Origin of the sequence: Saccharopolyspora phatthalungensis (assembly GCF_014203395.1) — a bacterium.
Classification (GTDB): domain Bacteria; phylum Actinomycetota; class Actinomycetes; order Mycobacteriales; family Pseudonocardiaceae; genus Saccharopolyspora; species Saccharopolyspora phatthalungensis.
The window spans coordinates 4516717-4543101 of sequence record NZ_JACHIW010000001.1 but is presented as its reverse complement, the minus strand read 5'-3'; the positions used below and the strand labels follow the sequence as shown (position 1 = coordinate 4543101).

Below are 26385 nucleotides of genomic sequence, written 5' to 3'. Positions count from 1 at the left end.
CGAAAAGGCCTTCGGCCAATCCCAACTGATCGACCGAAGGCTCAAACTCACTTGAGTCCCACACCGCAAGCGGCTTACGCCGCTTATAAACAGCCCAAATTCAGAGCCCGACCGCCCGGTACAGCGATCCGACCTCCTGCTGGTTCAACGGCCGGATCGCGCCCGGCCGCTCGGTGGTCAGCCGCACCTGGCCCAGCTGCGTCCGCACCAGACGCTGCACCGGGTGGCCGACGTGCTTGAGCAGCCGCCGCACGATGCGCTTGCGGCCCTCGTGCAGCACGATCTCCACCAGCGCCCGGTTCTGGTTCATGTCGACCAGCTTGAACCGGTCCACCTTTACCGGTCCGTCGTCCAGCTCCACGCCCTCGCGCAGCCGCTGCCCGAGGTCCTTCGGGATCGGCCCCAGCACTTCGGCCAGGTACGTCTTGCGCACCTGGTACGACGGGTGCATCAGCCGGTTGGCCAGCTCCCCGTCGTTGGTGATCAGCAGCAGTCCTTCGGTGTCCTGGTCCAGCCGCCCCACGTGGAACAGCTTGCCCTGCCGCTCCCGCAGGTAGTCGCCGATGCACGGGCGTCCCTTGTCGTCGGACATGGTGCACAGGATGCCGCGCGGCTTGTTCAGCAGCAGGTGCGTCAGATCGTCGTTGACCATCACCCGGTTTCCGTCCACGTGGATCACCGCGGTCGCCGGGTCGACCCGCCTCCCCAGCTCGGTGACCACCTCGCCGTCGACCTCGATCCGCCCTTCGGCGATCATCTCCTCGGCCGCGCGCCGCGACGCGACCCCGGCCTGGGACAGCACTTTCTGCAGCCGCGTGCCTTCCGAGTCGGCTCCGGGCCGAGAAGCGTGGGACGGGGAACGGTACTCAGACGTCATCAATCGAATCCACTTCGGGCAACAAGGGGGCGAGCGGCGGCAACTCCTTCAGCGACGACAGCCCCAGCCGCTCCAGGAACAGCTCGGTCGTGCAGTACAGGATGCCGCCCGTCTCCGGGTCGGTTCCGGCCTCTTCGATAAGGCCGCGCCCTACCAGGGTACGGATGACGCCGTCGACGTTCACACCGCGTACCGCCGCGACCCGCGAACGCGTCACCGGCTGCCGGTAGGCGATCACGGCGAGCGTCTCCAGCGCCGCACGCGTCAGCTTCGAACGCTGGCCGTCCAGCAGGTACCGCTCCACATACGGCGCGTACCTCTCCCGCGTGTAGAACCGCCAGCCGTCCCCGACCCGTCGCAGGTCAAAGCCCCGCTGCGCCTCGGCATAGCCGTCGGAAAGCCGTTGCAGCGCCGCCCGTACCCTGGCCACCGGCTGCTCCAGGGTGTCGGCCAGCAACTCCTCGCCCGCGGGTACGTCCACCACGAGCAGCAGCGCCTCCAGAGCCGCATCGAGCGCCGAATCTGCCGACAGGTCCGGCGCGCTCGGCTGCTCCACGGCCTCGGACTCCCCGGACTCCGCCAGCGCTTCCGACGGCTCCTGAGGTTCGGCCGGCGGTGGGGAGTCCGGTGGTTCGGGAGTCTCGTCCTCCGCCGTGGCCTGCGGCTCCAGCTCCGTCACCCGTACTCCTCTTCGTCATGGTTGGCGCGCTGCGCCTCGGCGTCGACCTGCGCCTGCGCCACGCTGCCGCCCACCCAGCGCACGAGCAGCTCGCCCAGCGGGTTCTCCTGCTCGAACTGCAAGACCTTTTCCCGGTAGAGCTCCAGCAATGCCAGGAACCGCGCCACCACCTCGACAGTGTGCCCGCAGTCCGACACCAACTCCGCGAACGTCGCGCTGCCCTTCTCGGCCAACCGCACCCGCAGCAGCGCCGCGTGTTCGCGGACCGAAACTCCGTGCTGGTGAATGTGGTCCAGCGACACCGTCGGCGGCGGTTTCGGCCGGAACACCGCCGCCGCGATCTCGGCGAAGCGCTGCGGAGGAACCCCGATCACCACCTCCGGCAGCAGGTTCTCGAACCGCTCCTCCACCGATACCGAGCGCGGATAGCGCCGCAACGCACCGGCTTCCAACTCGCCGAACAACGCGGCCACCTGCTTGTACGCGCGATATTGCAACAGCCGCGCGAAGAGCAGGTCGCGGGCCTCCAGCAGCGCGAGGTCCGCCTCGTCCTCCACCTCGGCGGCGGGCAGCAGGCGAGCCGCCTTCAAGTCCAGCAGCGTCGCGGCGACCACCAGGAATTCGGTGGTCTCATTTAAGTCCCAATGCTCGCCGAGCGCCCTGGTGTAGGCGATGAACTCGTCGGTGACCTTGTGCAACGCCACCTCGGTGACGTCCAGCTGGTGCTGGGAAATCAGCTGCAACAGCAGGTCGAAGGGTCCTTCGAAATTCTCCAGCCGCACCGTGAACCGACCGCTGGAGCCGGGATCCTCGCTCGGCTGCTCCTCCGGAACAGCGGGGTCGATCACTCGCCGGGCTCCCGCAGGCGCTGCACCAGCACGGAGTCCGCACCATTCTCGTCGAGGTCGGCGAGCACCACCGCAACCGCTTCCCGCACCACTCGGCCCCGGTCCACGGCGATGCCGTGGTGGGCCCGCAATGCCAGTCGCGCCTGCTCCAAGCCCAGCAACTCCTCGTCGGACACGTACACGGTGATCTTCGAATCGTGCTTGCGCCGCCCCGAACCGGACCTGCCCACCGCTTGCTGTGCCGCAGAGTCCCGCACCGGCTCGGGCGGATTCGCGTGATCTGTCCGGGGCACAGTAGTACGGAACAATTCGGCGGCTCCAGGCAGGGCAACCCGGCGCGTCATCGGGCGATCACCTCGCGAGCCAGCGCCCGGTACGCTTGCGCCCCGGCCGAGCGCGGCGCCCAGCGGGTGATCGGCTCGCCCGCCACCGTGGTCTCCGGGAACCGCACCGTCCGGTTGATCACCGCGTCGAAGACGATGTCGCCGAATGCCTCCACCACCCGCGCCATCACCTCGCGGGAATGCAGCGTGCGCGGGTCGAACATGGTCGCCAGGATGCCGCTGATCTCCAGCCTGGGGTTCAATCGCTCCCGCACCTTCTCGATGGTGTCGATCAGCAGCGCCACCCCGCGCAGGCTGAAGAATTCGCACTCCAACGGGATTATCACGCCATCCGCGGCGGCCAACGCGTTCACCGTCAGCAGGCCGAGCGAGGGCTGGCAGTCCACCAGCACATAGTCGTACTCCGGTAGCGCCGGTTGCAGCACCCGGTGCAGGGTCTGCTCGCGGCCCACCTCGGCGACCAACTGCACCTCCGCCGCGGACAGATCGATGTTGCTGGGCAGCAAATCCATGCCCTCGACGGTGGTCTGGCGCACCACGTCCTGGACGGCGACCGGCCGTTCCATGATCACGTTGTAGATGGTCTGATCGAGCTGGTGGGGCTGGACCCCGAGGCCGACCGAAAGCGCGCCCTGCGGATCGAAATCCACCAGCAGCACCCGGCGTCCGTACTCCGCCAGCGCTGCGCCGAGGTTGATCGTCGACGTGGTCTTCCCTACGCCGCCCTTCTGGTTGCACATCGCGAGCACCGATGCGGGACCGTGCCGGTCGAGCAGCGGTGGCTCCGGGATGTGCCGACGTGGCCGGCCAGTGGGACCGAGGCCGCGCGGGGTCGACGTCGGGTCGATGTCTTCCTCGCGGCCCGTCTCCGGGGCGATGCTCAGGTCGACCGCGACCCGGGGCCGCCCTTCGGCGGCGGGCTGCGGTAGCGACATGGCGATCTGACTCCTTTGGTGCCGGTGGCGATCAAACGCAGCCTAAGTGGCATTCACTACCAGCGGCAACGCGCCTCGCCGGGGTGTTGGAAGTTCCCTGTGATCTCCGTGTGATCAACGTCTACCGCTTGTCCCGCCGCCTCGCATTCGCAGCGTGGCCAACTCACTCCGTAGCGTGGGCCCGCGGATGGGTCGTCGCATAGACCTCCCGCAACGTGTTCACGGTGATCAGCGTGTACACCTGGGTCGTCGTGACCGAGGCATGGCCCAGTAGTTCCTGCACCACGCGAACGTCCGCGCCGCCCTCCACCAGGTGCGTGGCGAACGAGTGCCGCAGCACGTGCGGCGACACCGAACCACCGATTCCGGCGCGCCGGGCGGCGGTCTTCAAGGCATTCCACGCGCTTTGCCGGGAAAGTCCGCTGCCGCGCGAATTCAGGAACACCGCGGCACTTCCGCGACCACGCGCCAGCAGACCCGGTCGGCCCCGCACCAGGTATGCCTCCAGCGCGGCCAAAGCCGGCCGGCCGATGGGCACCAGCCGTTGCCGACCTCCCTTTCCGTCCAGCAGAACCGTGCGGTGGGTGGCGTCGAGGTCGTCGAGATCCAGGCCGACCGCTTCGGAAATCCGCGCCCCGGTCGAATACAGCAGTTCCAGCAGTGCCCGGTCCCGCATGCCCCGGGCGTCCTCGCCGCCGGCGTGATCGAGCAACTTCCCAACGTCAGCGATGGAAAGCGCCTTCGGCAGGCGCTTCGGCAGACTCGGCGGCGCGACCTCGCGAGCGACGTCGACCGCCAGCAGCCCTTCGGCATGCGCGAAGCGGTGCAGGCCGCGAGCCGCCACCAGGGCCCGCGCCGCCGACGACGGCGCGAGCGCGGACCGGTCTTCGGTGCCTTCCCGCAGCTCGGCCAGGAATCGCGACAGGTGTTGGGCACGCACCTCGACGAGACCGGAAATCCCCGCGACGACCAGGAATTCGGCGTATCGGCGCAGGTCCCTGGCATAGGAGTCGAGAGTGCTGCGAGCGGTGCCGCGCTCGACGGCGAGGTGATCGAGATACCCGGTGATCACGCCGCGCAGGTCCGGTGGCAGCTCCTCGAAACCCTTCACCGGGCGGCGAAGCGCGACGGCCGGTCCGGCCACTCGGCGTCGGCCGGTCGCGGCCGGGCCCGGCCGTCGCGGACCACTTGGGCGGCGAGCAGCCCGGCCACCGCGGGGCCGTTGACGATCTCCCCGGCCAGCGCCATCCGAATCGTCTCGGCCAGCGGAAAACGCCTGATCACCAGGTCCGCCTCCTCGTCCCCGACCGCCGCCGGTCGGTCCACATCGGACAATCCGGTGGCCAGGAACACCCGCACGCACTCGTCGGTGAAACCAGGTGAGGTGGCGACGTCGACCAGCACCGACCAGTCCCGGGCGGCGAGCCCGGCCTCTTCGGCGAGTTCCCGCTGCGCCGTGCGCACCGGTTCCTCCCCCGCCACATCCAGCAGCCCGGCCGGCAGTTCCCAGAGCCGCCGGCCGAGCGGATACCGGTACTGATGGATGAGCACGACCTCGTCGTGTTCATCGAGCGCCACCACCGCCACCGCGCCGAGGTGCTCGACGACCTCGCGGCGCGCCTGCCCGCCACCGGGCATCGCGACCTCGTCGGCCCGCAGCGCGAGGATCTTGCCGACGTACGCGTCGTCGCTGGCCAGGGTGGTGAATTCGTGCTCGCCGTTGGTGCGCGCGACACCATTCTCAGTCGTGTCCACGTCGACCACCCTAGAGCGGATTGGCGTCCGGAACACGAGTCGCGCGGTTCCAAGGGAAATCGACGGGTCGATTTCCCTTGAAACCGCCTGATCACACGCTGGGCGCCGGCTCCTGGACGGGCTCAAACTCGACCGGCAACCGCTCCGCGGCGCGATAGTCCAGCGCCGCCTTCACAAACGCCGCGAACAGCGGGTGCGGGCGGGTGGGACGGCTCTTCAGCTCCGGGTGCGCCTGGGTGCCGACGAAGAACGGGTGCTCCTCGCGCGGCAACTCGACGAACTCCACCAGCCGGTCATCCGGGGAAGTCCCGGAGAACACCACGCCCGCCTTGCTCAACCGGTCCCGGTAGGCGTTGTTCACCTCGTAGCGATGCCGGTGCCGCTCGGCCACCTCGGTGGCGCCGTAGGCCTCGGCGACGATCGAGCCCTCCTGCAGCTTCGCCGGGTACGAACCCAGCCGCATGGTGCCGCCCATGTCCCGGTCACCGGAGAGCACATCGTGCTGGTCGGCCATCGTGCTGATCACCGGATGCTTGGCGGGCTCCTCGAACTCCGTGGAGTTGGCCCGCTCCAGCCCGGCCAGCGAGCGCGCCGTCTCGATCACCATGCACTGCAGGCCCAAGCACAGCCCGAGGGCCGGAATGCCATGCGTGCGCGCATACCGGATGGCACCGAGCTTGCCCTCGATGCCGCGCACCCCGAAGCCGCCCGGAATCAGCACACCGTCCATTCCGGACAGTGCGTGCGCCGCGCCCGCCTCGGTCTCGCAGGTATCCGAACCGACCCAGGAGATCTCCACCTTCGCCCGGTGCGCGAAACCACCGGCACGCAGCGCCTCGGTGACCGACAGGTAGGCGTCGGGCAGGTCAACGTACTTGCCGACCAGGGCGATCCGCACCCGCTCCGACGGGTTGTGCACCCGGTCCAGCAAGTCACCCCACACCGACCAGTCGACGTCGCGGAACGGCAGTCCGAGCCGCCGCACCAGGTAGGCGTCCAGGCCCTCCCCGTGCAGCACCCGCGGGATGTCGTAGATCGACGGCGCGTCCGGGCAGGCCACCACGCCGTCCACGTCGACGTCGCACATCAGCGCGATCTTGCGCTTGAGATCCTCGGGCAGGTCCCGGTCCGCCCGGCACACCAGCGCATCGGGCTGGATACCGATATTGCGCAGCGCCGCCACCGAGTGCTGGGTCGGCTTGGTCTTCAGCTCGCCGGAGGGCGCCAGGAACGGCACCAGCGACACGTGCAGGAAGAAACAGTTGTCCCGGCCGACGTCGTGCCGGACCTGTCGGCAGGCCTCCAGGAACGGCAGCGACTCGATGTCACCGACCGTGCCGCCGACCTCGGTGATCACCACGTCGGGCGTGCGGCCGTCCTCGTCCGGCTCGGCCATCGCCCGGATCCGGGCCTTGATCTGGTCGGTGATGTGCGGGATCACCTGCACGGTGTCGCCCAGGTACTCGCCGCGGCGCTCCTTGGCGATGACCGTCGAGTACACCTGACCGGTCGTCACGTTGGCGTTGCGGGTCAGGTCCCGGTCCAGGAACCGCTCGTAGTGCCCGATGTCGAGGTCGGTCTCCGCGCCGTCCTCGGTCACGAACACCTCACCGTGCTGGAACGGGTTCATCGTTCCCGGATCGACGTTCAGGTAGGGGTCGAGCTTCTGCATGGTCACCCGCAGGCCGCGGGAAGTCAGCAATTCACCCAGGCTGGATGCCGTGAGCCCCTTACCCAACGAGGAGGCCACGCCCCCCGTGACGAACACATGCTTGATCGTGCGTGCTTGCGGCACCAACAAACGCTCCCCGTGGTCAAGCCGTCGCCTGGCTGGAATTCTGCGCTGGCAGGACGGCTGCATCCGTCGCTCCCACGGAATTCCAGCCTAACGCACGACCATCGGGGTCCGCACCGAGACCCACCGAGCCGAAGCCCGGCCCGATCGGCCAGGTCAACCGCCATCCGGTGGCCTACCCGCCGGTTTCGGGCCGGAGAACCGGCCGCGATGGTGAGCATCGACACACCGCACCACCAGCATCACCAGCACCAACGGGCTCAGCCTCGGGTCGCGGGAACCGGCCCCTGGGCACTGCTCGCGACGCCGTAGTGCCCGGCCTGCCGGTCGGCCTGCTCACGCGCCGCCAGCACGATCGCCACCCGACCCGAGCCGCTGTCCGCGTTGTCCACCGTGGACAGCGTCGACGCCATCGCCGGGTCCGCGCGCGCCACTCCCACCGCACCGTTCCCGTCGGCCGAACCGGCATCGCCGGCCAGCACCGCACCCTGGCCCGCCCGGTCGATCTGGGTCGCGAACCGGGCCAGTGTCGCGGCCTTGTCCCCCGCACTGTCACCGTCGATCCGGCCACCGGTCAGCATCACCGCGAGCTGCGCGGGCCGCAACCCCGGCGAGGCGACCGCGAAGCCCCCGTCGGCCAGACCCGCGAACGCGGCCGCTCGCTCCTGGCCGCCGGTCTGCGGCTGCCCGGTCTGCGGGTTCAGCAGGGCCAACGGCCCGATCAGGCCACCCGCCAAAGTGCCGGGATCCGCCGCCGTGGGCAGCTGCACACCGGCGGGCAGCAGCTCGGTGACCACCCGCCGCAGCTGGTCCGCCCGGTCCGGATCGGCGAACGACTGGCCCAGGCGCACCTCACCGGTCACGTCCGCACCCGCCGCGCGCAGCAGCTGCGCCACCGCGTCGCGCTGCTGTTCGGAGGAGTCCGCCGAAGTGATCAGCACAACGCTGCGCTTCGCCAGCTGGCCCTGCACGGCCATCGGCCCCACCGCCGAGTCGAACCGATCGGCGGCAGCGACCTGCGCCTTGAGCGCCGTTCGCTCGGCGTTGAGGTCGTTGACCTGCTGCTGCAACGACCGTTGCTGGTCGCCAACGCCGGCCAGCAACCGGTCGCTGATCGAGCTGGAGCCGACGACGACGCCCACGGCCAACGCCAGGAACACCGCAGCGATCGACACGATGTGGTAGCGCAACGAGATCACGTGAAAAGCCCCTTGAAATATGCGGATACGTCGTCACCGGTGTCGGCGAGCACGCCCAGGAATGCGGTGCCCAGCCCGGAGACCAGCAGGGCCACGACGACCACCAGCAGCACCGAGGCGACCAGCAGCACCACGGCGCTGACAGGTGTCCGGCTGCGCTGCAACGCGGCCACCGCCGGACCGTCGATGACCTTGCTGCCCAACCGGAGCCGGGTAAGGAACGTCGACGGGTTCGATCCGGAGCGCCCGCGGTCGAGGAATTCGCCCAGCGTCGCCTGGAAACCGACCGTGATCACCAGGCTCGCCTTGTGCGCGTCGGCGAGCAGCAGCGCCAGGTCCTCGGGGTTCCCGGAGGCCGGGAACGTCACCGCGCCGATGCCCAGATCCTGGATGCGCTCCAGGCCGGGCGCGTGCCCGTCGAGGTGGGCGGGGATCACGAGCTCCGCGCCGCACTTCAGCATGGTGGTGGCGATGCCGTCGGGGTCACCGACGATGACGTTCGGCTTGTACCCGGCCTTGCGCAGCGCCTCCGCGCCGCTTTCGACCCCGATCAGCACCGGCCGGTACTCCCGGATGTACTTCCGCAATCGCTGCAGGTCGTCGGCATGGCCATAGCCCGGCGCCACCACCAGCACCTGGCGGCCCGCCATCGGCACCGTCAGCTCCGGCACGCCGACGCCGTCGAGGATCAGCGTCCGCTCCCTGCGCAGGAACTCGATGGTGTTCGCCGAGAACGCCTCAAGCTGCGCCGACATCCCGGCCTTGGCTTCGATGAGCAAATCGGCGACCGAGTTGGCGTCCTGCTGCGTCCCGCGCCCGACCTCCCGGTCCCCGACGAACACACCGCCTTCGTGCAGCCGGATTTTCGCGCCGTCCTTGACCCGGTGCGCCACCTCGGGGCCGACCCCGTCGACCAACGCGACGCCGGCCGACAGCAGCACTTCGGGCCCGAGGTTCGGGTAGCGCCCGGAGATCGAGGGCACGGCGTTGACCACACCGACCACACCGGCCGAGACCAGCGCTTCGGCCGTTCGCCGGTCCAGGTCCGCGTGATCGATCACCGCGATGTCGCCGGAACGGACCCGGCGCAGCACGTCACCCGAGCGCCGCTCGACCCTGGCGATCCCGGCGATGCCGGGCAGGCTTTCCTGCTGGCGGGCCAGCAGACCGCTGAGTTTCATGCACCGATGGTGACAAATCGATCAACCGTTATTGGTCCGCCACGCCGGTGCTGTTGCCCTACAAGCAGCAGAATTCATTGGGCCGAACGGCCTACTTCTTGCTGTGCTCCCGCTTTTTGGGCGCCGACTTCCCGCGCCGCCGGAACCGCGTTTGGGCCAGCTTGTAGGCCGTCGCGGTGTCGAGCAGTTCCTCCGCGTGGGCCCGCCCGGTCTCCGTGGAGTCCATCCCGGCCAGCATCCGCGCCAACTCGACCACCCGCCGCTCGTCGGCGACCACTCGCACATCGCTGCGCGTCAGCCCGCCGTCGGCGGCTCCCTTGTCCACCACGAGGTGCCGGTCGGCGTACGCGGCGACCTGCGGCAGGTGGGTGACGACCACGACCTGGTGGGTGCCGGCCAGGCGGGCCAGCCGCCGCCCGATCTCCACCGCGGCGCGACCCCCGACTCCGGCGTCGACTTCGTCGAACACCAGTGTTGGCACCGTGTCCGCGTCGGCGAGCACGACCTCCAGCGCCAGCATCACCCGGGACAGCTCACCGCCCGAGGCACCCTTGTGAATCGGCAGCGCGGGGGCACCGGAATGCGCGATCAGCTGGAGTTCGACCTCGTCGACGCCCTCCGGACCGGCATGCACGGAGCGCCCTCGCACGGTCAGCGCGTACGGATCGCTGGGGTCGGCTTCCTTCGCCTGGACAACGACTTCCAGCCGCGCCTGCGGCATCGCCAGCCCGTCCAACTCCTCGGATACCGCTGCGGCCAGGCCCACCGCAGCCTCCTGCCGAGCCGCAGACACCGCAGCCGCGTGCTCGGCCAACTCGGTCGCGAGTTCATCACGCCGCGCGGCCAACGCCGCCAGCGCCTCCTCGGAAGTGTCCATTCCGGACAGTCGGGCGCGTGCGTCGTCGGCCCAGGCCAGCACGCCGTCGACGTCCGCGGCGTACTTCTTCGTCAACTGCTTCAGTTCCGCCTGCCGGGCCAACACCTGCTCCAGCCGGGCGGGGTCGGCGTCCAACCGGTCCAGGTAACCGCCGAGCTCGCCGCCCACGTCGGCCAGCACCGCGACCGCCTCCGCCACCCGCGGCTCCAACTCGCGCAGTGCCGGGTCCTCGGCCGCGCCGAGGCGCCGCCGGGCCTCCCCGATCAGGCCGATCGCGCCCGGCGCGTCCGGATCGCCGTCGACCGCGCCGCTGAGCGCCAGGTGAGCGGCGGTCGCGATCTCCCGGAGCTGGTCGACATCCGCGAGCCGCCGCGCCTCGTCGACCAGCTCGACGTCCTCGCCGGGTTCCGGTGCGACGGCCTCGATCTCGGCGAGGCTGTGCCGGAGCAACTCCGCTTCCCTGGCCAACTCCCGCGAGCGTTCGGTGCGCTCGGTCAGTTCCCGCACCGCATCGGCCCATTCCGCCCGGACCCGCTGGTAGTCGGCGAGCACGTGCAGCACCGGTTCGCCGGCGAACCGGTCCAGCACCGCGCGCTGCTCGCCGGACCGCAGCAACCGCAGCTGGTCGTTCTGGCCATGCACGGCGAGCGCTTGCTCGGCCAGTTCCGACAGCACCGCGTTGGGCACCGAACGACCGCCGAGATGCGCCCGCGACCGGCCGTCGGCCGTCACGGTCCGCACCGCGATCAGGCTTCCGTCCTCGTCGGGTTCGGCCCCGGCATCCGCGGCTACCTTTGCCGCCGGCGAGTCGATCGTGGTCTGGAACCGGCCCTCCACGACGGCACGCTGCGCACCGGACCGGACCCGCGACGCATCGGCCCGACCACCGCCGAGCAGATGCAGCCCGGTGACCACCATCGTCTTACCGGCGCCGGTCTCACCGGTGACCACGGTCAGGCCGGCGTGCAGTGCGAGCGTGGCGTCGTCGATGACGCCCAGTCCCTGGATGCGCATCTCCGCCAACACATCAAGCACCCTAGCGGCACGACCCGACCCACGGTTCCCCGCTAGGGTGATCAGCGCGAGAGAAGGGTGCCCGGTCGTTTTGCGTAAGACCCGGTCGTCAAGTTGTGGCGGGGCCTCGCCAGCCCTGGACCGGCAGCTCGAACTTGCGGACCAGGCGATCGGTGAACGCGGTGTCGTGCAGCCGGACGAGGCGCAGCGGCGCGGCACCGGCGACCACCTCGACGCGCGCCCCCGGCGGCAGGTCGAACTGGCGCTGCCCGTCGCAGAACAGCACCGCGTGGTGGCCGTGCTGGTCGATCTCCAATGCGACCAACGACTTCTGCGACACCACCAGCGGGCGGGCGAACAGCGCATGCGCGTTGCTCGGCACGACCAGCAGCGCCTGCACCTCCGGCCACACCACGGGGCCACCCGCGGAGAACGCGTACGCCGTCGACCCGGTTGGGGTGGAGCACAGCACGCCGTCGCAACCGAACGCCGACACCGGGTGGCCGTCGACCTCCACCACCAGGTCCAGGATCCGCTCCCGGCTGCTCTTCTCGACGCTCGCCTCGTTGAGCGCCCAGGTGCGGGCCAGGACGTCGCCGTCGAGCTTCGCGGTGACCTCGATGGTCATCCGCTCCTCGACGAAGTACCGGGATTCGACGACGGCGGCCACCGCTTCGTCGAGCGCATCGGAATCCGCCCCGGCCAGGAAACCGACCCGGCCTAGGTTCACCCCGAAGACCGGCACGTCGGCCAGCCGCGCGAGTTCGGCCGCGCGCAACAGGGTTCCGTCGCCGCCCAGCACCAGAACGAGCTCGGTGCCGGCCGCGGCCTCCGGGCCGGGCTCGACCACCTGGAGGTAGCAGTCGGGGTTCAGTTCCGTCGCCTCTTCGGCGAGCACCCGCACCCGAATGCCCGCGCCGATGAGCTGGCCGGCGACCTTCTCGGCAGTGCGCATGTTGTGCTGCCTGCCGGTGTGCACCACCAGCAGCACCTCTCGGGTCAACTGGACTCCTTCACCGGTGCGAGCCTTTGACTGAAGTCTGCGGCCCCTGCCGAACCGCGTCCACCACGAGCGCTTCCGCCGCCGATGCGTCGGTCTCCTCGCCCGGACGCAGCCAGGCGAAGTATTCGACGTTCCCGGACGGGCCGGGCAGCGGACTGGCCACGACACCGCGCAGGCCCAGCCCGTGCTCGGCGGCGAACCGCACGACCTCCAGGACCGCTTCGGCCCGCAACTCGGGATCGCGTACCACGCCACCCGAGCCTAGCCGCTGTTTGCCCACCTCGAATTGCGGTTTGATCATTGGCACCAGATCGGATTCCGAGGTGGCGCAGTCGACCAGCGCGGGCAGCACCAGCTTCAGCGAGATGAAGGACAGGTCGGCCACCACCAGATCCACCTGGCCACCGATGTCCCGGGGCGCCAGCGACCGCACGTTCGTCCGGTCGTGGATCCGCACCCGGTCATCGGTCTGCAGCTTCCAGACCAGCTGGCCGTATCCGACGTCGACCGCCACCACCTCGCGCGCTCCCCGGCGCAGCAGCACGTCGGTGAACCCGCCCGTGGATGCGCCCGCGTCCAGGCAGCGCCGGTCGGCGACGGTCAGCCCGGCGGGCTCGAACGTCTCTAACGCACCGACCAGCTTGTGAGCGCCGCGCGACGCCCAGCCCGGATCGTCGACGTCCTCGGCGACCACGACCGGCGCGTCGATCTCAATTGCGGTGGCGGACTTCTGGGCCACCATGCCGCGCACGCTCACCCGGCCCGCGGCGACCAGTTCCGTGGCGTGTTCGCGGGATCGGGCGAGCCCGCGACGAACCAGTTCGGCATCCAACCGCGCCTTGCGTGGCACTACCGTCAGCTCCTGTGTGCACTCGTTCCGGAGAGGAGGTTGTCGGCCTTCGACAGCGCGTCGGTGAGCGCGGCGTGCACCGCCTCGAACCGCTCGACGTGCTCGGCCACCGGCAGCTCCCGCACCTCATCGAGCTTGGCCACGGCCGCCGCGATGGCGTCGATCGCCGACTGACCGTCGTCGGCGGTACGCGCCAGCATCGCGGGATTCGGTGCCTGCGGCTCCTGCTGCCACGGAGAGGTCATCCGCTCCTGCTCCCATCGATCACGCCGCTGCAGCGGCAACGTGTCCACGCTAGCGGAACGCCGCGACAGCGACATCACGACATGCGCAGGTCAGGCCAAGCCGAGCTGCCGCAGCACGTCTTGCGAGTGCCAGTCGCCTCCGTGCACGGCGACCGGCCCAGACGCCGTCGCCCACCAAGCCGCGCACAGCGCGCGAAGGGCAGAAACCGCATCGCCCGGCTGTTCTCCGGTCTGAGTGGTCAGCTCCAGCGAGTCGCTGTCGACCCGTACCTGCCACGTCGACTGTTCGCCGATCGCGACCTCGCTCGGCGACTGGTGCAGTGCCCGCAGATCGGCACCGACGAAGTCCGGTCGCAGTTCGGCCGTGGCTTCGAGCAGGTCCCGCGCCGTGCTGACGCCGGTCAGCACCATGAGCGAGGGCATTCCGGCGTTGACCGCGCCCGCGATGTCGGTGTCGAGCCGGTCGCCGACCATCAGTGGCGCCTCGGCCCCGGCTGAAGCGACCGCCCGGTCCAGCAGCGGCCGCTCCGGTTTTCCCGCCACCAACGGATCCTGATCGGTGGCCGCCTGCAGGAGCGCGACGAGCGCACCGTTACCGGGCGCCAGGCCGCGCTCGGTCGGCAGGGTGCGATCGCCGTTGCACGCAACCCACAGCGCGCCCGCGCGGATCGCCAAGCAGGCTTCGGCGAGGTTGCGGTACGCGATCTCGGTGTAAAGCCCCTGCACGACAGCGACGGGCTCGTCAGCGAACTCGCCGACAGGAACCAGCCCCGCTTTGTCCACTTCGGACTCCAGCGCGGGGGCGCCGACGACGAGCACCTTCGATCCGGGCGGCAACTTCTCGGCCAACACGGCGGCACCTGCCTGGGCGCTGGTGCTCACCTCGGTCCGCTCCGCGTTGAGGCCGAGACCGACGAGGTGATCGGCGACGGCCTGGTCCGGTTTGGACGCGTTGTTGGTCACGTACCGGACCGGAACACCGACCCGGTGCACCTCCTGGATCGCCTCCAGTGCACCGGGAACGAGTTCGCCGCCGCGAAACACCGTGCCGTCGAGGTCGAGCAGCACGACATCATGGCCATCGAGAAGCGTGCCGCTCACTGCGCCCGCGCGCCTCCTCCTACATTGCCCGCACCGGTTTCGGTGGCGTCCGAGGTGGCCACTTGTCCGGCGTCGTCGGAATCGGCCGCTTCGGTGTCGGCGTCGACGGACGTCTCCGGCTCCGTGCCCGCGTCGTCGGCTTCGGCTTCGTCTTCGAGCCGCTCGTCGGGTTCACCGTCGAGATCATCGAAGTCGTCGTCCACCTCGGCGGCCTCATCGTCGAACTCGTCGTCGTCGACGTCGTCATCGAATTCGTCGCCAATGTCGTCATCGTCGTCGAATTCGTCGTCAATGTCGTCTTCGTCAACGTCGTCTTCGTCAACGTCGTCGCCGACCTCGGCTGCGGTTTCGGCCTCGGTGACGAGCTCCTCGACCACGTCCGGGCCACCCAGCTTCTCGGCGAGTTCCTCCAGACGCTCCGCGGCGTCGGTCTCGTCCTCGTCATCGGCGTGCGCGGCGTGCACGAACCAGGTGAAGGCGTCGCGCTCCCGCCCGGCGGCCAGCAGGTTGTCGGCGTAGGCGTAGAAGAGGCGCGCGCTCCACGGTTCCTGGCGCTTCGGGTCGAGCTCCGGGATCTGCAGGCTCACCACGGAGGCATCGATCTCGCCGAGGTCTCGGCGGGCGCCGGCGGCGACGATGCGCAGCTCGACCGCATCCTCCTGGTCGAGCTGGGTGGCTTCTTCGCTGCGGCTGAGCTCGACCGCGCGCTCCGGCCGCCCCATGGCTCGCTCGCAGTCGGCCATGATCGCCAGGTGGCCGGGGCCACCGGCCATCCGCCGGACGGCGCGCAGCTCCGCCAGCGCCTCGTTCCACTCGCCCACCAGGTAGGCGGTGAGGCCGTTGGCTTCGCGCACCGAAGGAATGCGCGGAGCCCGCTGCCGCGCGTAGCGCGCGTGTTCAAGGGCGCGCTCCGGCTCGGAGTCGATCAGCTGGCCGGAGGCGACCAGGTGCAGCGCAACCTTGTCGGCCAAGCCCTTGGGCAGCGTCAGCAGCTCGCGGCGGATCTCGATGTCCAGCTCCGAGGGCTCCAGGCCCTCGGGCAGCTGGGGCTCTTGCTTCGCCGCCGACTCGACGGCCGCCTCATCGCGCGATTCCGGTCGCGGCGAGTCGTGCCTGTAGCCCCCGCGGTCCCGTCGGCCGCTGTCGCGTTGCCCGCCGCCACGACGGTCGCCGCCGCGGTGGTCCCGATCCGGACGACCGCCCCGGTCCCGGTCGAAACGCCCGCCCTGCGGACGCGACCGGTCATCGCTACGCCGGTCATCGCGGCGATCGTCCCGGCGAGGCCGGTCGTCCCGACGCCGGTCGTCGCGGGGCCGGTCATCGCGTCGACGGTCGTCGTAACGGGGTTTGCCCGGCCGGTCGTCGTAGCGGGGTTTGCCCGGCCGGTCGTCGCGCCGCCCGTACCCGCCGCGCCGGTCATCGCGCCGGAAGTCACCGCGCCCGCGATCATCGCGATTCCGGTCGTCGCGGCGGAAGCCACCACGATCGTCCCGCCCCCGGTCATCACGGCGCGGACGGTCGTCGCGACGCGGCCGATCACCCTGCCGGAAATCATCACGACGCGGACGGTCGTCACGGCGGAAGTCACCACGCCCGCGATCATCGCGATTCCGGTTGTCACGACTCCGGTCGTCCCGACGGTCATCACGGCGGAACCCACCACGATCGTCCCGAGGCCGATCACCCTGCCGGAAATCGTCACGACGCGGGCGATCGTCGCGGCGGAAGTCACCGCGCCCCCGGTCATCGCGATTCCGGTCGTCGCGGCGGAAGCCACCACGAAGGTCCCGCCCCCGGTCATCACGGCGCGGACGGTCGTCGCGACGCGGACGGTCGTCACGGCGGAAGTCACCACGCCCGCGATCATCGCGATTCCGGTTGTCACGACTCCGGTCGTCCCGACGGTCATCACGGCGGAACCCACCACGATCGTCCCGAGGCCGATCACCCTGCCGGAAGTCATCGCGACGCGGACGGTCATCACGGCGGTCATCGCGCCGGAACCCACCGCGGTCGTCTCGGTAACCACCGGAACGGCGGTCTTGCCCGCCCTGGCCCCGGAATCGGTCGCGCCCACCGAAGTTCTCGCGACCTCCCCGGTCATCCCGGTTGCGGTCGTCGCGATTGCGGTCGTCGCGATTGCGATCGTCGCGATTGCGATCGTCACGATCGTTGCGGTAGCCGCGGTTGTCGCGGTCACCGCGGTTGTCGCGGTCGCCAAAGCGGCGCGGGCCGCCGCCGTCGCGGTCCCGGCGCGGACCGCCGTAGGAACCGCGGCGATCGAAATTCCCGCGGCCACCCTGGCCGCCGCGGCCGGCACCGGCCCCGCGGCGAGGACCGCCGCGCCTGTCGTCGGAACCGGACACCGAACCTCCTGAAGCAGAAATACTGAAGTCCCCACCAGCGTAGTCCCACCAGATGGCGGGTCGCGGCGGGCGCTCCCTGATGTGAGCGGGGACAAGTCGCGTGGAACGTACTGCGTTTGCGATAAAACGCAGCGTATGGACAAAACGAAGGGGGCCGACCGGAATTCCGTCCCGCAAGGACGGGTCCGGTCGGCCCCCTTCTTAGTTGTGTGTCGGCGGTGTCTTACTCTCCCACACCCTGTCGAGTGCAGTACCATCAGCGCTGGGGAGCTTAGCTACCGGGTTCGGAATGGGACCGGGCGGACCCTCCCCGCCATCGCCACCGACAACCCACACCCCACCACCACAAGCAGCGGGAAAACCTCGGGTGCCAGAATCAATGACACAAAACCATCTTCGATTACCAACGTGTCTGATTGTTGTCTCAGACACCGTATAGTGGGTGCGTAGCAATCTTTGTGAACAAGTCCTCGGCCTATCAGCACCAGTCAGCTCCACACGTTACCGCGCTTCCACACCTGGCCTGTCAACCCGATCATCTCTCGGGGGCCTTAACCCACAAAGGGGTGGGAGACCTCATCTAGGAACAGGCTTCCCGCTTAGATGCTTTCAGCGGTTATCCCTCCCGCACATAGCCAACCAGCCACGCCCTTGGCAGAACGACTGGCACACCAGAGGTACGTCCGTCCCGGTCCTCTCGTACTAGGGACAGCCTTCCGCAAGTCTCCTACGCGCGCGGCGGATAGGGACCGAACTGTCTCACGACGTTCTAAACCCAGCTCGCGTGCCGCTTTAATGGGCGAACAGCCCAACCCTTGGGACCAACTCCAGCCCCAGGATGCGACGAGCCGACATCGAGGTGCCAAACCATGCCGTCGATATGGACTCTTGGGCAAGATCAGCCTGTTATCCCCGGGGTACCTTTTATCCGTTGAGCGACACCGCTTCCACCAGCCAGTGCCGGATCACTAGTCCCTGCTTTCGCACCTGCTCGACCCGTCAGTCTCACAGTCAAGCTCCCTTATACACTTACACTCAACACCTGATTGCCAACCAGGCTGAGGGAACCTTTGGGCGCCTCCGTTACCCTTTAGGAGGCAACCGCCCCAGTTAAACTACCCACCAGGCACTGTCCCCGATCCGGATCACGGACCCGAGTTAGATGCCCGGAACGACCAGAGTGGTATTTCACCAACGACTCCACCACAACTAGCGTCATAGCTTCACAGTCTCCCACCTATCCTACACAAGCCGAACCAAACACCAATACCAAGCTATAGTAAAGGTCCCGGGGTCTTTCCGTCCTGCCGCGCGAAACGAGCATCTTTACTCGTACTGCAATTTCACCGGGCCTGTGGTCGAGACAGCGGAGAAGTCGTTACGCCATTCGTGCAGGTCGGAACTTACCCGACAAGGAATTTCGCTACCTTAGGATGGTTATAGTTACCACCGCCGTTTACTGGCGCTTAAATTCTCCGCTACACCCTTACAGGTTCACGGGTCCTCTTAACGTTCCAGCACCGGGCAGGCGTCAGTCCATATACATCGCCTTACGGCTTCGCATGGACCTGTGTTTTTAGTAAACAGTCGCTTCTCCCTGGCCTCTGCGACCACCACCAGCTCCCACCGCAAGGGCGTTCACCAGCAGCGGCCCCCCTTCTCCCAAAGTTACGGGGGCAATTTGCCGAATTCCTTAACCACAGTTCACCCGACCGCCTCGGTATACTCTACCTGACCACCTGTGTCGGTTTCGGGTACGGGCCGTGAAGACACTCGCTAGAGGCTTTTCTCGACAGCATGGGATCACTCACTTCACCACCACGGCTACGCATCACCCCTCACCCCTTACGGCATGCGGATTTACCTACACACCGGGCTACAGGCTTACACCAGTACAACCACTCACTGGCAGAGCTACCCTCCTGCGTCACCCCATCACTTAACTACTACCCCATCAGGCCCCATGCCAGCATGCACATCACCCAAAGGATCAACACACACCAGGATGGTTAGTATCAAAGGATTCGCTATGGACGCATCAACACGGGTACGGGAATATCAACCCGTTATCCATCGACTACGCCTGTCGGCCTCGCCTTAGGCCCCGACTCACCCTGGGCGGACGAACCTTCCCCAGGAACCCTTAGTCATCCGGCGGCAGAGATTCTCACTCTGCACTCGCTACTCATGCCTGCATTCTCACTCCCACACACTCCACACCTGGCTCACGCCGGCGCTTCACCGCATGCAGGACGCTCCCCTACCCAACCATATGTCACCACACAGTTGGCATGGCTTCGGCGGTGCGCTTCAGCCCCGCTACATTGTCGGCGCAGGACCACTTGACCAGTGAGCTATTACGCACTCTTTCAAGGATGGCTGCTTCTAAGCCAACCTCCTGGTTGTCTCAGCGATCCCACATCCTTTCCCACTAAGCGCACACTTAGGGGCCTTAGCCGATGCTCTGGGCTGTTTCCCTCTCGACGACGAAGCTTCTCCCCCGCCGTCTCACTGCCACGCTCAACTCAGGCGTATTCGGAGTTTGGCTGATCTCAGTAACCCGCGAAGGCCCATCAACCAACCAGTGCTCTACCCCACCCAAGCAACCACGCAACGCTGCACCTAAATGCATTTCGGGGAGAACCAGCTATCACGGAGTTTGATTGGCCTTTCACCCCTACCCACAACTCATCCCCCAGGTTTTCAACCCTGGTGGGTTCGGGCCTCCACACGGTCTTACCCGCGCTTCACCCTGGCCATGGGTAGATCACCCCGCTTCGGGTCTACACCACGCGACTAAAACGCCCTCTTCAGACTCGCTTTCGCTCCGGCTACCCCACACACAGGTTAACCTCGCCACGCAGCAGTAACTCGCAGGCTCATTCTTCAAAAGGCACGCCATCACCCGAAGGCTCTGACGGTTTGCAGGCACACGGTTTCAGGAACTCTTTCACTCCCCTCCCGGGGTACTTTTCACCATTCCCTCACGGTACTATCCACTATCGGTCACCAGGGGGTATTTAGGCTTAGCGAGTGGTCCCGCCAGATTCACAACACCCTCCACGAAAGCGCTGCTACTCGGGAACACCACCACACGCGCCATGCAGATTTTCGCCTACGGGACTCTCACCCACTACGGCCGGCTATCCCAAACCATTCGACTAACCCACACAACAACGCTGAAGACTCGGTAGCGTCTTCCAGCAGCGTCCCACAACCCCGCACACGCAACCCCTACCAGGTATCCCACGCGCACGGTTTAGCCTCCTCCGCTTTCGCTCGCCACTACTCACGGAATCACCAGTGTTTTCTCTTCCTACGGGTACTAAGATGTTTCACTTCCCCGCGTTCCCCCCAACACCCTATACATTCAGGCATTGGTAACCCGACATCACCCGGGCTGGGTTACCCCATTCGGACACCCTCGGATCACAGCTCGGTTGACAACTCCCCGAGGACTATCGCAGTCTCCCACGTCCTTCATCGGCCCCTGGTACCAAGGCATCCACCATGTGCCCTACACAACTTGGCCACAAAGATGCTCGCACCCACTATACAGTTCTCAAACAACAACCAAACACACAAGAAAACACACACAATGTGCTCCCTCAGACACCCAACAGCGAACTGTCTTGTTGACGTTAGTGTGTTCCACAATCCATCGAGCACCCACAGCGGAAAACATTCGCTTCCAAACCATGGACACTCCCAACCCCACAGGAGTCAGAGTGTTATTGCTCCTTAGAAAGGAGGTGATCCAGCCGCACCTTCCGGTACGGCTACCTTGTTACGACTTCGTCCCAATCGCCAGTCCCACCTTCGACCACTCCCCCCACAAAGGTTAGGCCATGGGCTTCGGGTGTTACCGACTTTCATGACGTGACGGGCGGTGTGTACAAGGCCCGGGAACGTATTCACCGCAGCACTGCTGATCTGCGATTACTAGCGACTCCGACTTCACGGGGTCGAGTTGCAGACCCCGATCCGAACTGAGACCGGCTTTAAGGGATTCGCTCCACCTCACGATATCGCCACCCTCTGTACCAGCCATTGTAGCATGTGTGAAGCCCTGGGCATAAGGGGCATGATGACTTGACGTCATCCCCACCTTCCTCCGAGTTGACCCCGGCAGTCCCCCACGAGTCCCCGGCATAACCCGCTGGCAACATAGGGCAAGGGTTGCGCTCGTTGCGGGACTTAACCCAACATCTCACGACACGAGCTGACGACAGCCATGCACCACCTGTACACCAACCACAAGGGAAACCCCATCTCTGAGGCCATCTAGTGCATGTCAAACCCAGGTAAGGTTCTTCGCGTTGCATCGAATTAATCCACATGCTCCGCCGCTTGTGCGGGCCCCCGTCAATTCCTTTGAGTTTTAGCCTTGCGGCCGTACTCCCCAGGCGGGGCGCTTAATGCGTTAGCTACGGCACGGAAACAGTGGAACCCATCCCCACACCTAGCGCCCAACGTTTACGGCGTGGACTACCAGGGTATCTAATCCTGTTCGCTCCCCACGCTTTCGCTCCTCAGCGTCAGTATCGGCCCAGAGACCCGCCTTCGCCACCGGTGTTCCTCCTGATATCTGCGCATTTCACCGCTACACCAGGAATTCCAGTCTCCCCTACCGAACTCAAGTCTGCCCGTATCGACCGCAAGCCCACAGTTAAGCTGCAGGTTTTCACGGCCGACGCGACAAACCGCCTACGAGCTCTTTACGCCCAATAAATCCGGACAACGCTCGCACCCTACGTATTACCGCGGCTGCTGGCACGTAGTTAGCCGGTGCTTCTTCTACACCTACCGTCACCCGAAGGCTTCGTCGATGTCGAAAGAGGTTTACAACCCGAAGGCCGTCATCCCCCACGCGGCGTTGCTGCGTCAGGCTTTCGCCCATTGCGCAAGATTCCCCACTGCTGCCTCCCGTAGGAGTCTGGGCCGTGTCTCAGTCCCAGTGTGGCCGGTCACCCTCTCAGGCCGGCTACCCGTCGTCGCCTTGGTAGGCCATCACCCCACCAACAAGCTGATAGGCCGCGGGCTCATCCTGCACCGCCGGAACTTTCCACACCAGACCATGCGATCCAATGTCATATCCGGTATTAGACCCCGTTTCCAAGGCTTATCCCAGAGTGCAGGGCAGATTACCCACGTGTTACTCACCCGTTCGCCACTCATCCACACCCGAAAGTGCTTCAGCGTTCGACTTGCATGTGTTAAGCACGCCGCCAGCGTTCGTCCTGAGCCAGGATCAAACTCTCCAACAATGCCTGTTGAAACAATCCCAGCAGACACTCAAACAATCCCCGAAACCAGGAACCAGAGCGCCATACTCAAAGAAACCACCAACCACACAACCATGTGGTCAGGGGCATAAAAGAACACTAACCAAAACAGTCCGCTGTTGAGTTCTCAAAGAACACACCCACACCATCACCCAGACCCCCATTCCAGGGACCCGCAGCTCCGGGGAGCATTTCCTTTTGCGCTTTTGCTGTTGACCAGAGTAGCAGGCCTTTTTTCGACTCTGCCAGGGGGTCACCCCCGCCGGCTCGCCGCCGAATTTCGGCTCGCTATTCCACCCGGCCGCAGCCAAGCACCGTTGTATCAAAGATCTGAGCGGAAACCGCATCCTCGTCCTCCGGACACTCAAGCCCGGCAAGCGAATTTCGATTTCCCGTTCGGGGCGCCCACTCTATCACCCGGAGGTAAGAGCTTGGTTCGCGACTCCCGTGTCAGTGCCCGGTCCGTTTTTCATCGGCCCGTTCCGCGCTGACTCGAAATAAGTTACGCGCTGATCCGCGTCAAGTCAAATCGGCTCGAATCAGCACCGGCAGGAACCGAACGCGCAGCTCAACGCCCCTTTCCGGTGCTGATTCCAGGCTAGTGCACGACCCGAACGCCCGCAGTGTGACGCTTGCCACGGCGAATTACCAACCAGCGGCCGTGCAGCAGGTCGTCCTTGCTGGGCGACCACTCCTCATCAGCGATTTTGCCGTTGTTGACGTATGCGCCGCCCTCCTTGATGGTGCGCCGCGCCGCGCCCTTGCCGGCCGCGAGACCGGTTTCGACGAGCAGGTCCACCACCGTTGGGCCGTCGGCGAGCCGGATGTCCGCGATCGGCACCTCGGCCATCGCGGCGTCCAGGGTGGCCTCGTCAAGTTCGGTGATCTCGCCCTTGCCGAACAGCGCCTGGCTTGCCGCGATGACCTTGCGGGTCTGGTCCGCGCCGTGCACGAGCGTGGTCAGTTCCTCGGCGAGCCTGCGCTGACCGGCCCGCAGCTGGGGTCGCTCCGTCGTGGTCCGCGCCAGCTCTTCGATCTCCTCGCGGTCGAGGAAGGTGAACAGCCGCAAGTACTTGGCGACGTCGGCGTCGGCCGCATTGACGAAGTACTGGTACCAGGCGTACGGCGAGGTCATCGTCGCGTCCAGCCAGACGTTGCCGCCGCCGGTGGACTTGCCGAACTTGCGGCCCTCCGAGTCGGTGACGAGCGGCAGGGTCAGCGCGTGCGCCGCGACCGACTCCTGCTTCCGGATCAGGTCGACACCCGCGATGATGTTGCCCCACTGGTCGGAGCCGCCGAGCTGGAGCCGGGTGCCATACCTGCGGTACAGCTGCACGTAGTCGTTGGCCTGCAGCAGCATGTAGCTGAACTCGGTGTAGGACATGCCGTCGGTTTCCAGCCGCCGCTTGACGGTCTCCCGGGCCAGCATCGTGTTGATCGAGAAGTGCTTGCCGATGTCCCGCAGGTAAGCCGTGACCGGCAGATCGGCCGTCCAGTGCGCGTTGTTCTCCATGATCGCGCCGGTCGGCGAGTCGTCGAAGTCGACGAACGTGGCCAATTGGGCACGGATCTTCTCGGTCCACTCCAGCACGGTGTTCTCGTCGTGCAGGTTGCGCTCACCGACATCGCGCGGGTCGCCGATCAGGCCGGTGGCGCCGCCGGCGAGGACCACCGGCCGGTGTCCGGCCTGCTGGAAGCGGCGCAGGGTCAGGATCGGGATCAGGTGCCCGGCGTGCAGGCTGGGTCCGGTCGGGTCGAAACCGGCATACAGGGTGAGCGGTCCATCGTCGAGTTCCCGCCGCATCGAGTCGAGGTCGGTGGATTGCGCGATCAGCCCGCGCCAGGTCAGCTCGTCAAGGATGTGCTCACTCACGCGGTTCAGTTTCGCGCATCCCCACAACCGGGTTCACGTCCGGGCCTGGATGCGGCGACGGCCGCCACGCCGGTAGGAGCTGACCGCCGAGGAGCCGTCAATCCAGGTCCGCCAGGGCAGATCCTTCGCGGCGGCCACGCCGACGCGTGGCCCGCTGCGGATGTCGTCCTCGCCGACCGGCGTGCCGTTGTACAGCCGGATCGGGGATTCGGGGTCCGTGAGGTCGACGCCGTTGTGCTCGCGGGTGATGCCGAGCACCCCGGCCAGCCGGGCGGGCCCGCTGGCGAGCTGGACGGCCTTGCGGACCGCCGGTCGCCGGGAGCGGGCGAGCTCGCGGCCGGTGGTGACCTCCCCGGCGCGCAACAGCACCGCGCCGGGGACGCCGTCGCTCAGGCACACCACGTTCATGCAGAAGTGCATCCCGTAGACGAAGTACACGTAGAGGTGGCCTGCCGGGCCGAACATCACCGCGTTGCGTTCGGTGCGTCCGCGATAGCAGTGCGACGCGGGGTCGTCCAAACCGCGGTATGCCTCCACCTCGACCAGCCGCACGCAGACCTCACCCTGGGGGCTAGTCGATCTCAGCTCGCAGCCGAGCAGACGGCGGGCAACCCACAGCGGATCAAGGGCGAGTTCGTCGCGTGTCACCTGGCTCACATGCACGACACTACCGGTGGTGGCCAAAAAGTGATCACTTAGACGACCATTCGCGATGTTCCCGCACTCCGGCGACGACGCGTTCGCGCTGCTCGGCGACCCGGTTCGGGGCCGTGCCGCCGTGCGCGTCGCGCGAGGAGATCGAGCCTTCGACGGTAAGCACTTCGCGCACTTGCGGGGTGAGCGCCGGATTGGCCGCCGCGAGCTCCTGGTCGGTCAGATCCTCCAGGCCGACGCCGCGGGCCTCGGCGGTGCGCACACATTCCCCCGACGCCTCGTGCGCGACCCGGAACGGAACTCCCTGCCGCACCAACCACTCCGCGATGTCGGTGGCGAGCGTGAAGCCCGCGGGCGCGAGCTCCGCCAGTCGTTCGGTGTGGAAAGTCAGGGTGCCGAGCATGCCCGCCATCGCCGGCAGCAGCAGTTCCAGCTGCTCGACGGAGTCGAAGACCGGTTCCTTGTCCTCCTGCAGGTCCCGGTTGTAGGCCAGCGGTTGCGCCTTCAGCGTCGCCAGCAGGCCGCTGAGGTTGCCGATGAGCCGCCCGGACTTGCCGCGAGCCAGCTCGGCGACATCCGGATTCTTCTTCTGCGGCATGATCGAACTGCCGGTGGCCCAGGCGTCGTCGAGGGTCACGTAGCCGAATTCGGCCGTGTTCCAGATGATCACCTCCTCGGCGATCCGCGAGAGGTTCACGCCGAGCATCGCGAGGCAGAACGCCGCTTCGGCGGCGAAGTCGCGCGAGGCGGTGCCGTCGATGGAGTTGTCGACTGCACCGGCGAAGCCGAGTTCGGCGGCGACGGCCTGCGGGTCGAGCCCGAGCGAAGAGCCCGCGAGGGCGCCCGATCCGTAGGGCGAGTAGGCGGTGCGGGCGTCCCAGTCGCGGAAGCGCTGGACGTCGCGCAGCAGCGCCTGGCAGTGCGCGAGGAGGTGGTGCGCCAGCAGCACCGGTTGCGCGTGTTGCAGGTGGGTGCGGCCGGGCAGCACCGCGCCGGGGTGCTTGGCGGCCTGGGAGACGAGGGCGTCGACGACGTCGAGGACACCGGCGACGACGCGGCGGTTGGCGTCGCGCAGCCACATCCGGAACAGCGTGGCAACCTGGTCGTTGCGGGAGCGCCCGGCGCGCAGCTTGCCGCCCAGCTCGGGGCCGACTCGGTCCAGCAGCCCGCGTTCGAGGGCGGTGTGCACGTCTTCGTCGTCGATCACCGGCTGGAAGGCGCCCGCCGCCACGTCGGCGGCCAGCACGTCCAGGCCCGCGAGCATCCGGTCCAGTTCCTCGTCGGTGAGCAATCCGGCGCGGTTGAGCACGCGGGCGTGGGCGCGCGAGCCGGCGATGTCGTAGGGCGCCAGGCGCCAGTCGAAGTGGGTCGACAGGCTCAGCGCGGCCATCGCCTCGGCTGGGCCGGAGGCGAACCGGCCGCCCCAGAGCTTGGTGGGCTCGCTGCCTTGCTGCGTCACGATGTTCCCTCGGGTCAAGTGGTCGTGGTGGTCGGATCCGGTGAC

General features: G+C 67.3%; 20 protein-coding genes and 3 rRNA genes. 1 reads left to right on the top strand and 22 read right to left on the bottom strand.

Features of this window, described 5'->3' with window-relative positions:
* Positions 1-100 precede the first annotated feature (100 nt).
* From BJ970_RS20845 to BJ970_RS20770, 16 genes are all read right to left on the bottom strand, one after another.
* A complete protein-coding gene (locus BJ970_RS20845; RefSeq protein ID WP_184727785.1) occupies positions 101-877 on the bottom strand; it encodes a pseudouridine synthase in 777 nt (258 codons plus the stop codon).
* A complete protein-coding gene (gene scpB / locus BJ970_RS20840) occupies positions 867-1556 on the bottom strand; it encodes an SMC-Scp complex subunit ScpB (RefSeq protein WP_184727784.1) in 690 nt (229 codons plus the stop codon). The genes BJ970_RS20845 and scpB overlap by 11 nt, the downstream gene beginning before the upstream one ends.
* Positions 1553-2404: a segregation and condensation protein A gene (locus tag BJ970_RS20835; protein WP_184727783.1), complete on the bottom strand. Its 852-nt coding sequence runs from the start codon at positions 2402-2404 to the stop codon at positions 1553-1555. The genes scpB and BJ970_RS20835 overlap by 4 nt, the downstream gene beginning before the upstream one ends.
* Positions 2401-2748, bottom strand: a complete 348-nt coding sequence (locus tag BJ970_RS20830) for a hypothetical protein (protein WP_184727782.1) — start codon at positions 2746-2748, stop codon at positions 2401-2403. Before BJ970_RS20830 ends, BJ970_RS20835 begins: the two co-directional genes overlap by 4 nt.
* The gene (locus tag BJ970_RS20825; protein WP_184727781.1) at positions 2745-3683 is read right to left on the bottom strand and encodes a ParA family protein; all 939 of its coding nucleotides are present in this window, start codon (positions 3681-3683) and stop codon (positions 2745-2747) included. Before BJ970_RS20825 ends, BJ970_RS20830 begins: the two co-directional genes overlap by 4 nt.
* A 163-nt stretch (positions 3684-3846) precedes the next feature.
* Complete coding sequence (gene xerD, locus BJ970_RS20820; RefSeq protein ID WP_184727780.1) at positions 3847-4794, bottom strand: site-specific tyrosine recombinase XerD; 948 nt, start codon at positions 4792-4794, stop codon at positions 3847-3849.
* Complete coding sequence (locus tag BJ970_RS20815; RefSeq protein WP_184727779.1) at positions 4791-5447, bottom strand: NUDIX domain-containing protein; 657 nt, start codon at positions 5445-5447, stop codon at positions 4791-4793. The genes xerD and BJ970_RS20815 overlap by 4 nt, the downstream gene beginning before the upstream one ends.
* Before the next feature lie 82 nt (positions 5448-5529).
* On the bottom strand, positions 5530-7233 hold the full coding sequence (gene pyrG, locus BJ970_RS20810) for a CTP synthase (protein WP_376775064.1): 1704 nt from the start codon (positions 7231-7233) through the stop codon (positions 5530-5532).
* Between the two features lie 260 nt (positions 7234-7493).
* Positions 7494-8432 (bottom strand): copper transporter, encoded by a 939-nt coding sequence (locus BJ970_RS20805; protein WP_184727777.1) that lies wholly within the window; start codon positions 8430-8432, stop codon positions 7494-7496.
* On the bottom strand, positions 8429-9613 hold the full coding sequence (gene steA, locus BJ970_RS20800) for a putative cytokinetic ring protein SteA (RefSeq protein WP_184727776.1): 1185 nt from the start codon (positions 9611-9613) through the stop codon (positions 8429-8431). The genes BJ970_RS20805 and steA overlap by 4 nt, the downstream gene beginning before the upstream one ends.
* Positions 9614-9704: 91 nt before the next feature.
* Positions 9705-11516 carry a DNA repair protein RecN gene (gene recN, locus BJ970_RS20795; RefSeq protein WP_184727775.1) on the bottom strand — a complete coding sequence of 604 codons (1812 nt, stop codon included), beginning with the start codon at positions 11514-11516 and terminating at the stop codon, positions 9705-9707.
* 97 nt (positions 11517-11613) lie between these two features.
* Positions 11614-12507 (bottom strand): NAD kinase, encoded by an 894-nt coding sequence (locus tag BJ970_RS20790; RefSeq protein ID WP_184727774.1) that lies wholly within the window; start codon positions 12505-12507, stop codon positions 11614-11616.
* A 10-nt stretch (positions 12508-12517) separates the two neighbouring features.
* Positions 12518-13357 (bottom strand): TlyA family RNA methyltransferase, encoded by an 840-nt coding sequence (locus BJ970_RS20785; RefSeq protein ID WP_312864336.1) that lies wholly within the window; start codon positions 13355-13357, stop codon positions 12518-12520.
* A gap of 5 nt (positions 13358-13362) precedes the next feature.
* On the bottom strand, positions 13363-13602 hold the full coding sequence (locus BJ970_RS20780; protein WP_246470936.1) for a hypothetical protein: 240 nt from the start codon (positions 13600-13602) through the stop codon (positions 13363-13365).
* A 90-nt stretch (positions 13603-13692) separates the two neighbouring features.
* Positions 13693-14703, bottom strand: a complete 1011-nt coding sequence (locus BJ970_RS20775; protein WP_184727773.1) for an HAD-IIA family hydrolase — start codon at positions 14701-14703, stop codon at positions 13693-13695.
* Complete coding sequence (locus tag BJ970_RS20770; RefSeq protein ID WP_246470935.1) at positions 14700-15674, bottom strand: tetratricopeptide repeat protein; 975 nt, start codon at positions 15672-15674, stop codon at positions 14700-14702. Before BJ970_RS20770 ends, BJ970_RS20775 begins: the two co-directional genes overlap by 4 nt.
* Between BJ970_RS20770 and BJ970_RS20765 the strand changes: the two genes are divergently transcribed.
* Complete coding sequence (locus BJ970_RS20765) at positions 15651-17081, top strand: hypothetical protein (RefSeq protein ID WP_184729420.1); 1431 nt, start codon at positions 15651-15653, stop codon at positions 17079-17081. The two genes, BJ970_RS20770 and BJ970_RS20765, sit on opposite strands and share 24 nt — an antisense overlap.
* A 198-nt stretch (positions 17082-17279) precedes the next feature.
* Here the strand turns inward: BJ970_RS20765 and rrf are convergent.
* From rrf to argH, 6 genes are all read right to left on the bottom strand, one after another.
* A 5S ribosomal RNA gene (gene rrf / locus BJ970_RS20760) occupies positions 17280-17396 on the bottom strand.
* A 131-nt stretch (positions 17397-17527) separates the two neighbouring features.
* Positions 17528-20601: ribosomal RNA gene (locus BJ970_RS20755) — 23S ribosomal RNA — on the bottom strand.
* A gap of 213 nt (positions 20602-20814) precedes the next feature.
* Positions 20815-22336: ribosomal RNA gene (locus BJ970_RS20750) — 16S ribosomal RNA — on the bottom strand.
* Together the 16S, 23S and 5S rRNA genes form the textbook arrangement of a ribosomal RNA operon.
* Positions 22337-22952: 616 nt before the next feature.
* Positions 22953-24227 (bottom strand): tyrosine--tRNA ligase, encoded by a 1275-nt coding sequence (gene tyrS, locus BJ970_RS20745; protein WP_184727772.1) that lies wholly within the window; start codon positions 24225-24227, stop codon positions 22953-22955.
* 33 nt (positions 24228-24260) lie between these two features.
* Positions 24261-24884 (bottom strand): DNA-3-methyladenine glycosylase, encoded by a 624-nt coding sequence (locus tag BJ970_RS20740; RefSeq protein WP_184727771.1) that lies wholly within the window; start codon positions 24882-24884, stop codon positions 24261-24263.
* 34 nt (positions 24885-24918) lie between these two features.
* Positions 24919-26340, bottom strand: coding sequence for an argininosuccinate lyase (argH, locus tag BJ970_RS20735; protein ID WP_312864335.1), 1422 nt, complete (start codon positions 26338-26340; stop codon positions 24919-24921).
* Between the last annotated feature and the right edge of the window lie 45 nt (positions 26341-26385).

Bases quoted from the DNA above. Each gene is read 5' to 3' on its own strand.
- BJ970_RS20845 (WP_184727785.1), bottom strand. From the start codon at position 877: ATGACGTCTGAGTACCGTTCCCCGTCCCACGCTTCTCGGCCCGGAGCC.
- BJ970_RS20825 (WP_184727781.1), bottom strand. From the start codon at position 3,683: ATGTCGCTACCGCAGCCCGCCGCCGAAGGGCGGCCCCGGGTCGCGGTC.
- BJ970_RS20780 (WP_246470936.1), bottom strand. From the start codon at position 13,602: ATGACCTCTCCGTGGCAGCAGGAGCCGCAGGCACCGAATCCCGCGATG.
- steA (WP_184727776.1), bottom strand. From the start codon at position 9,613: ATGAAACTCAGCGGTCTGCTGGCCCGCCAGCAGGAAAGCCTGCCCGGC.
- BJ970_RS20830 (WP_184727782.1), bottom strand. From the start codon at position 2,748: ATGACGCGCCGGGTTGCCCTGCCTGGAGCCGCCGAATTGTTCCGTACT.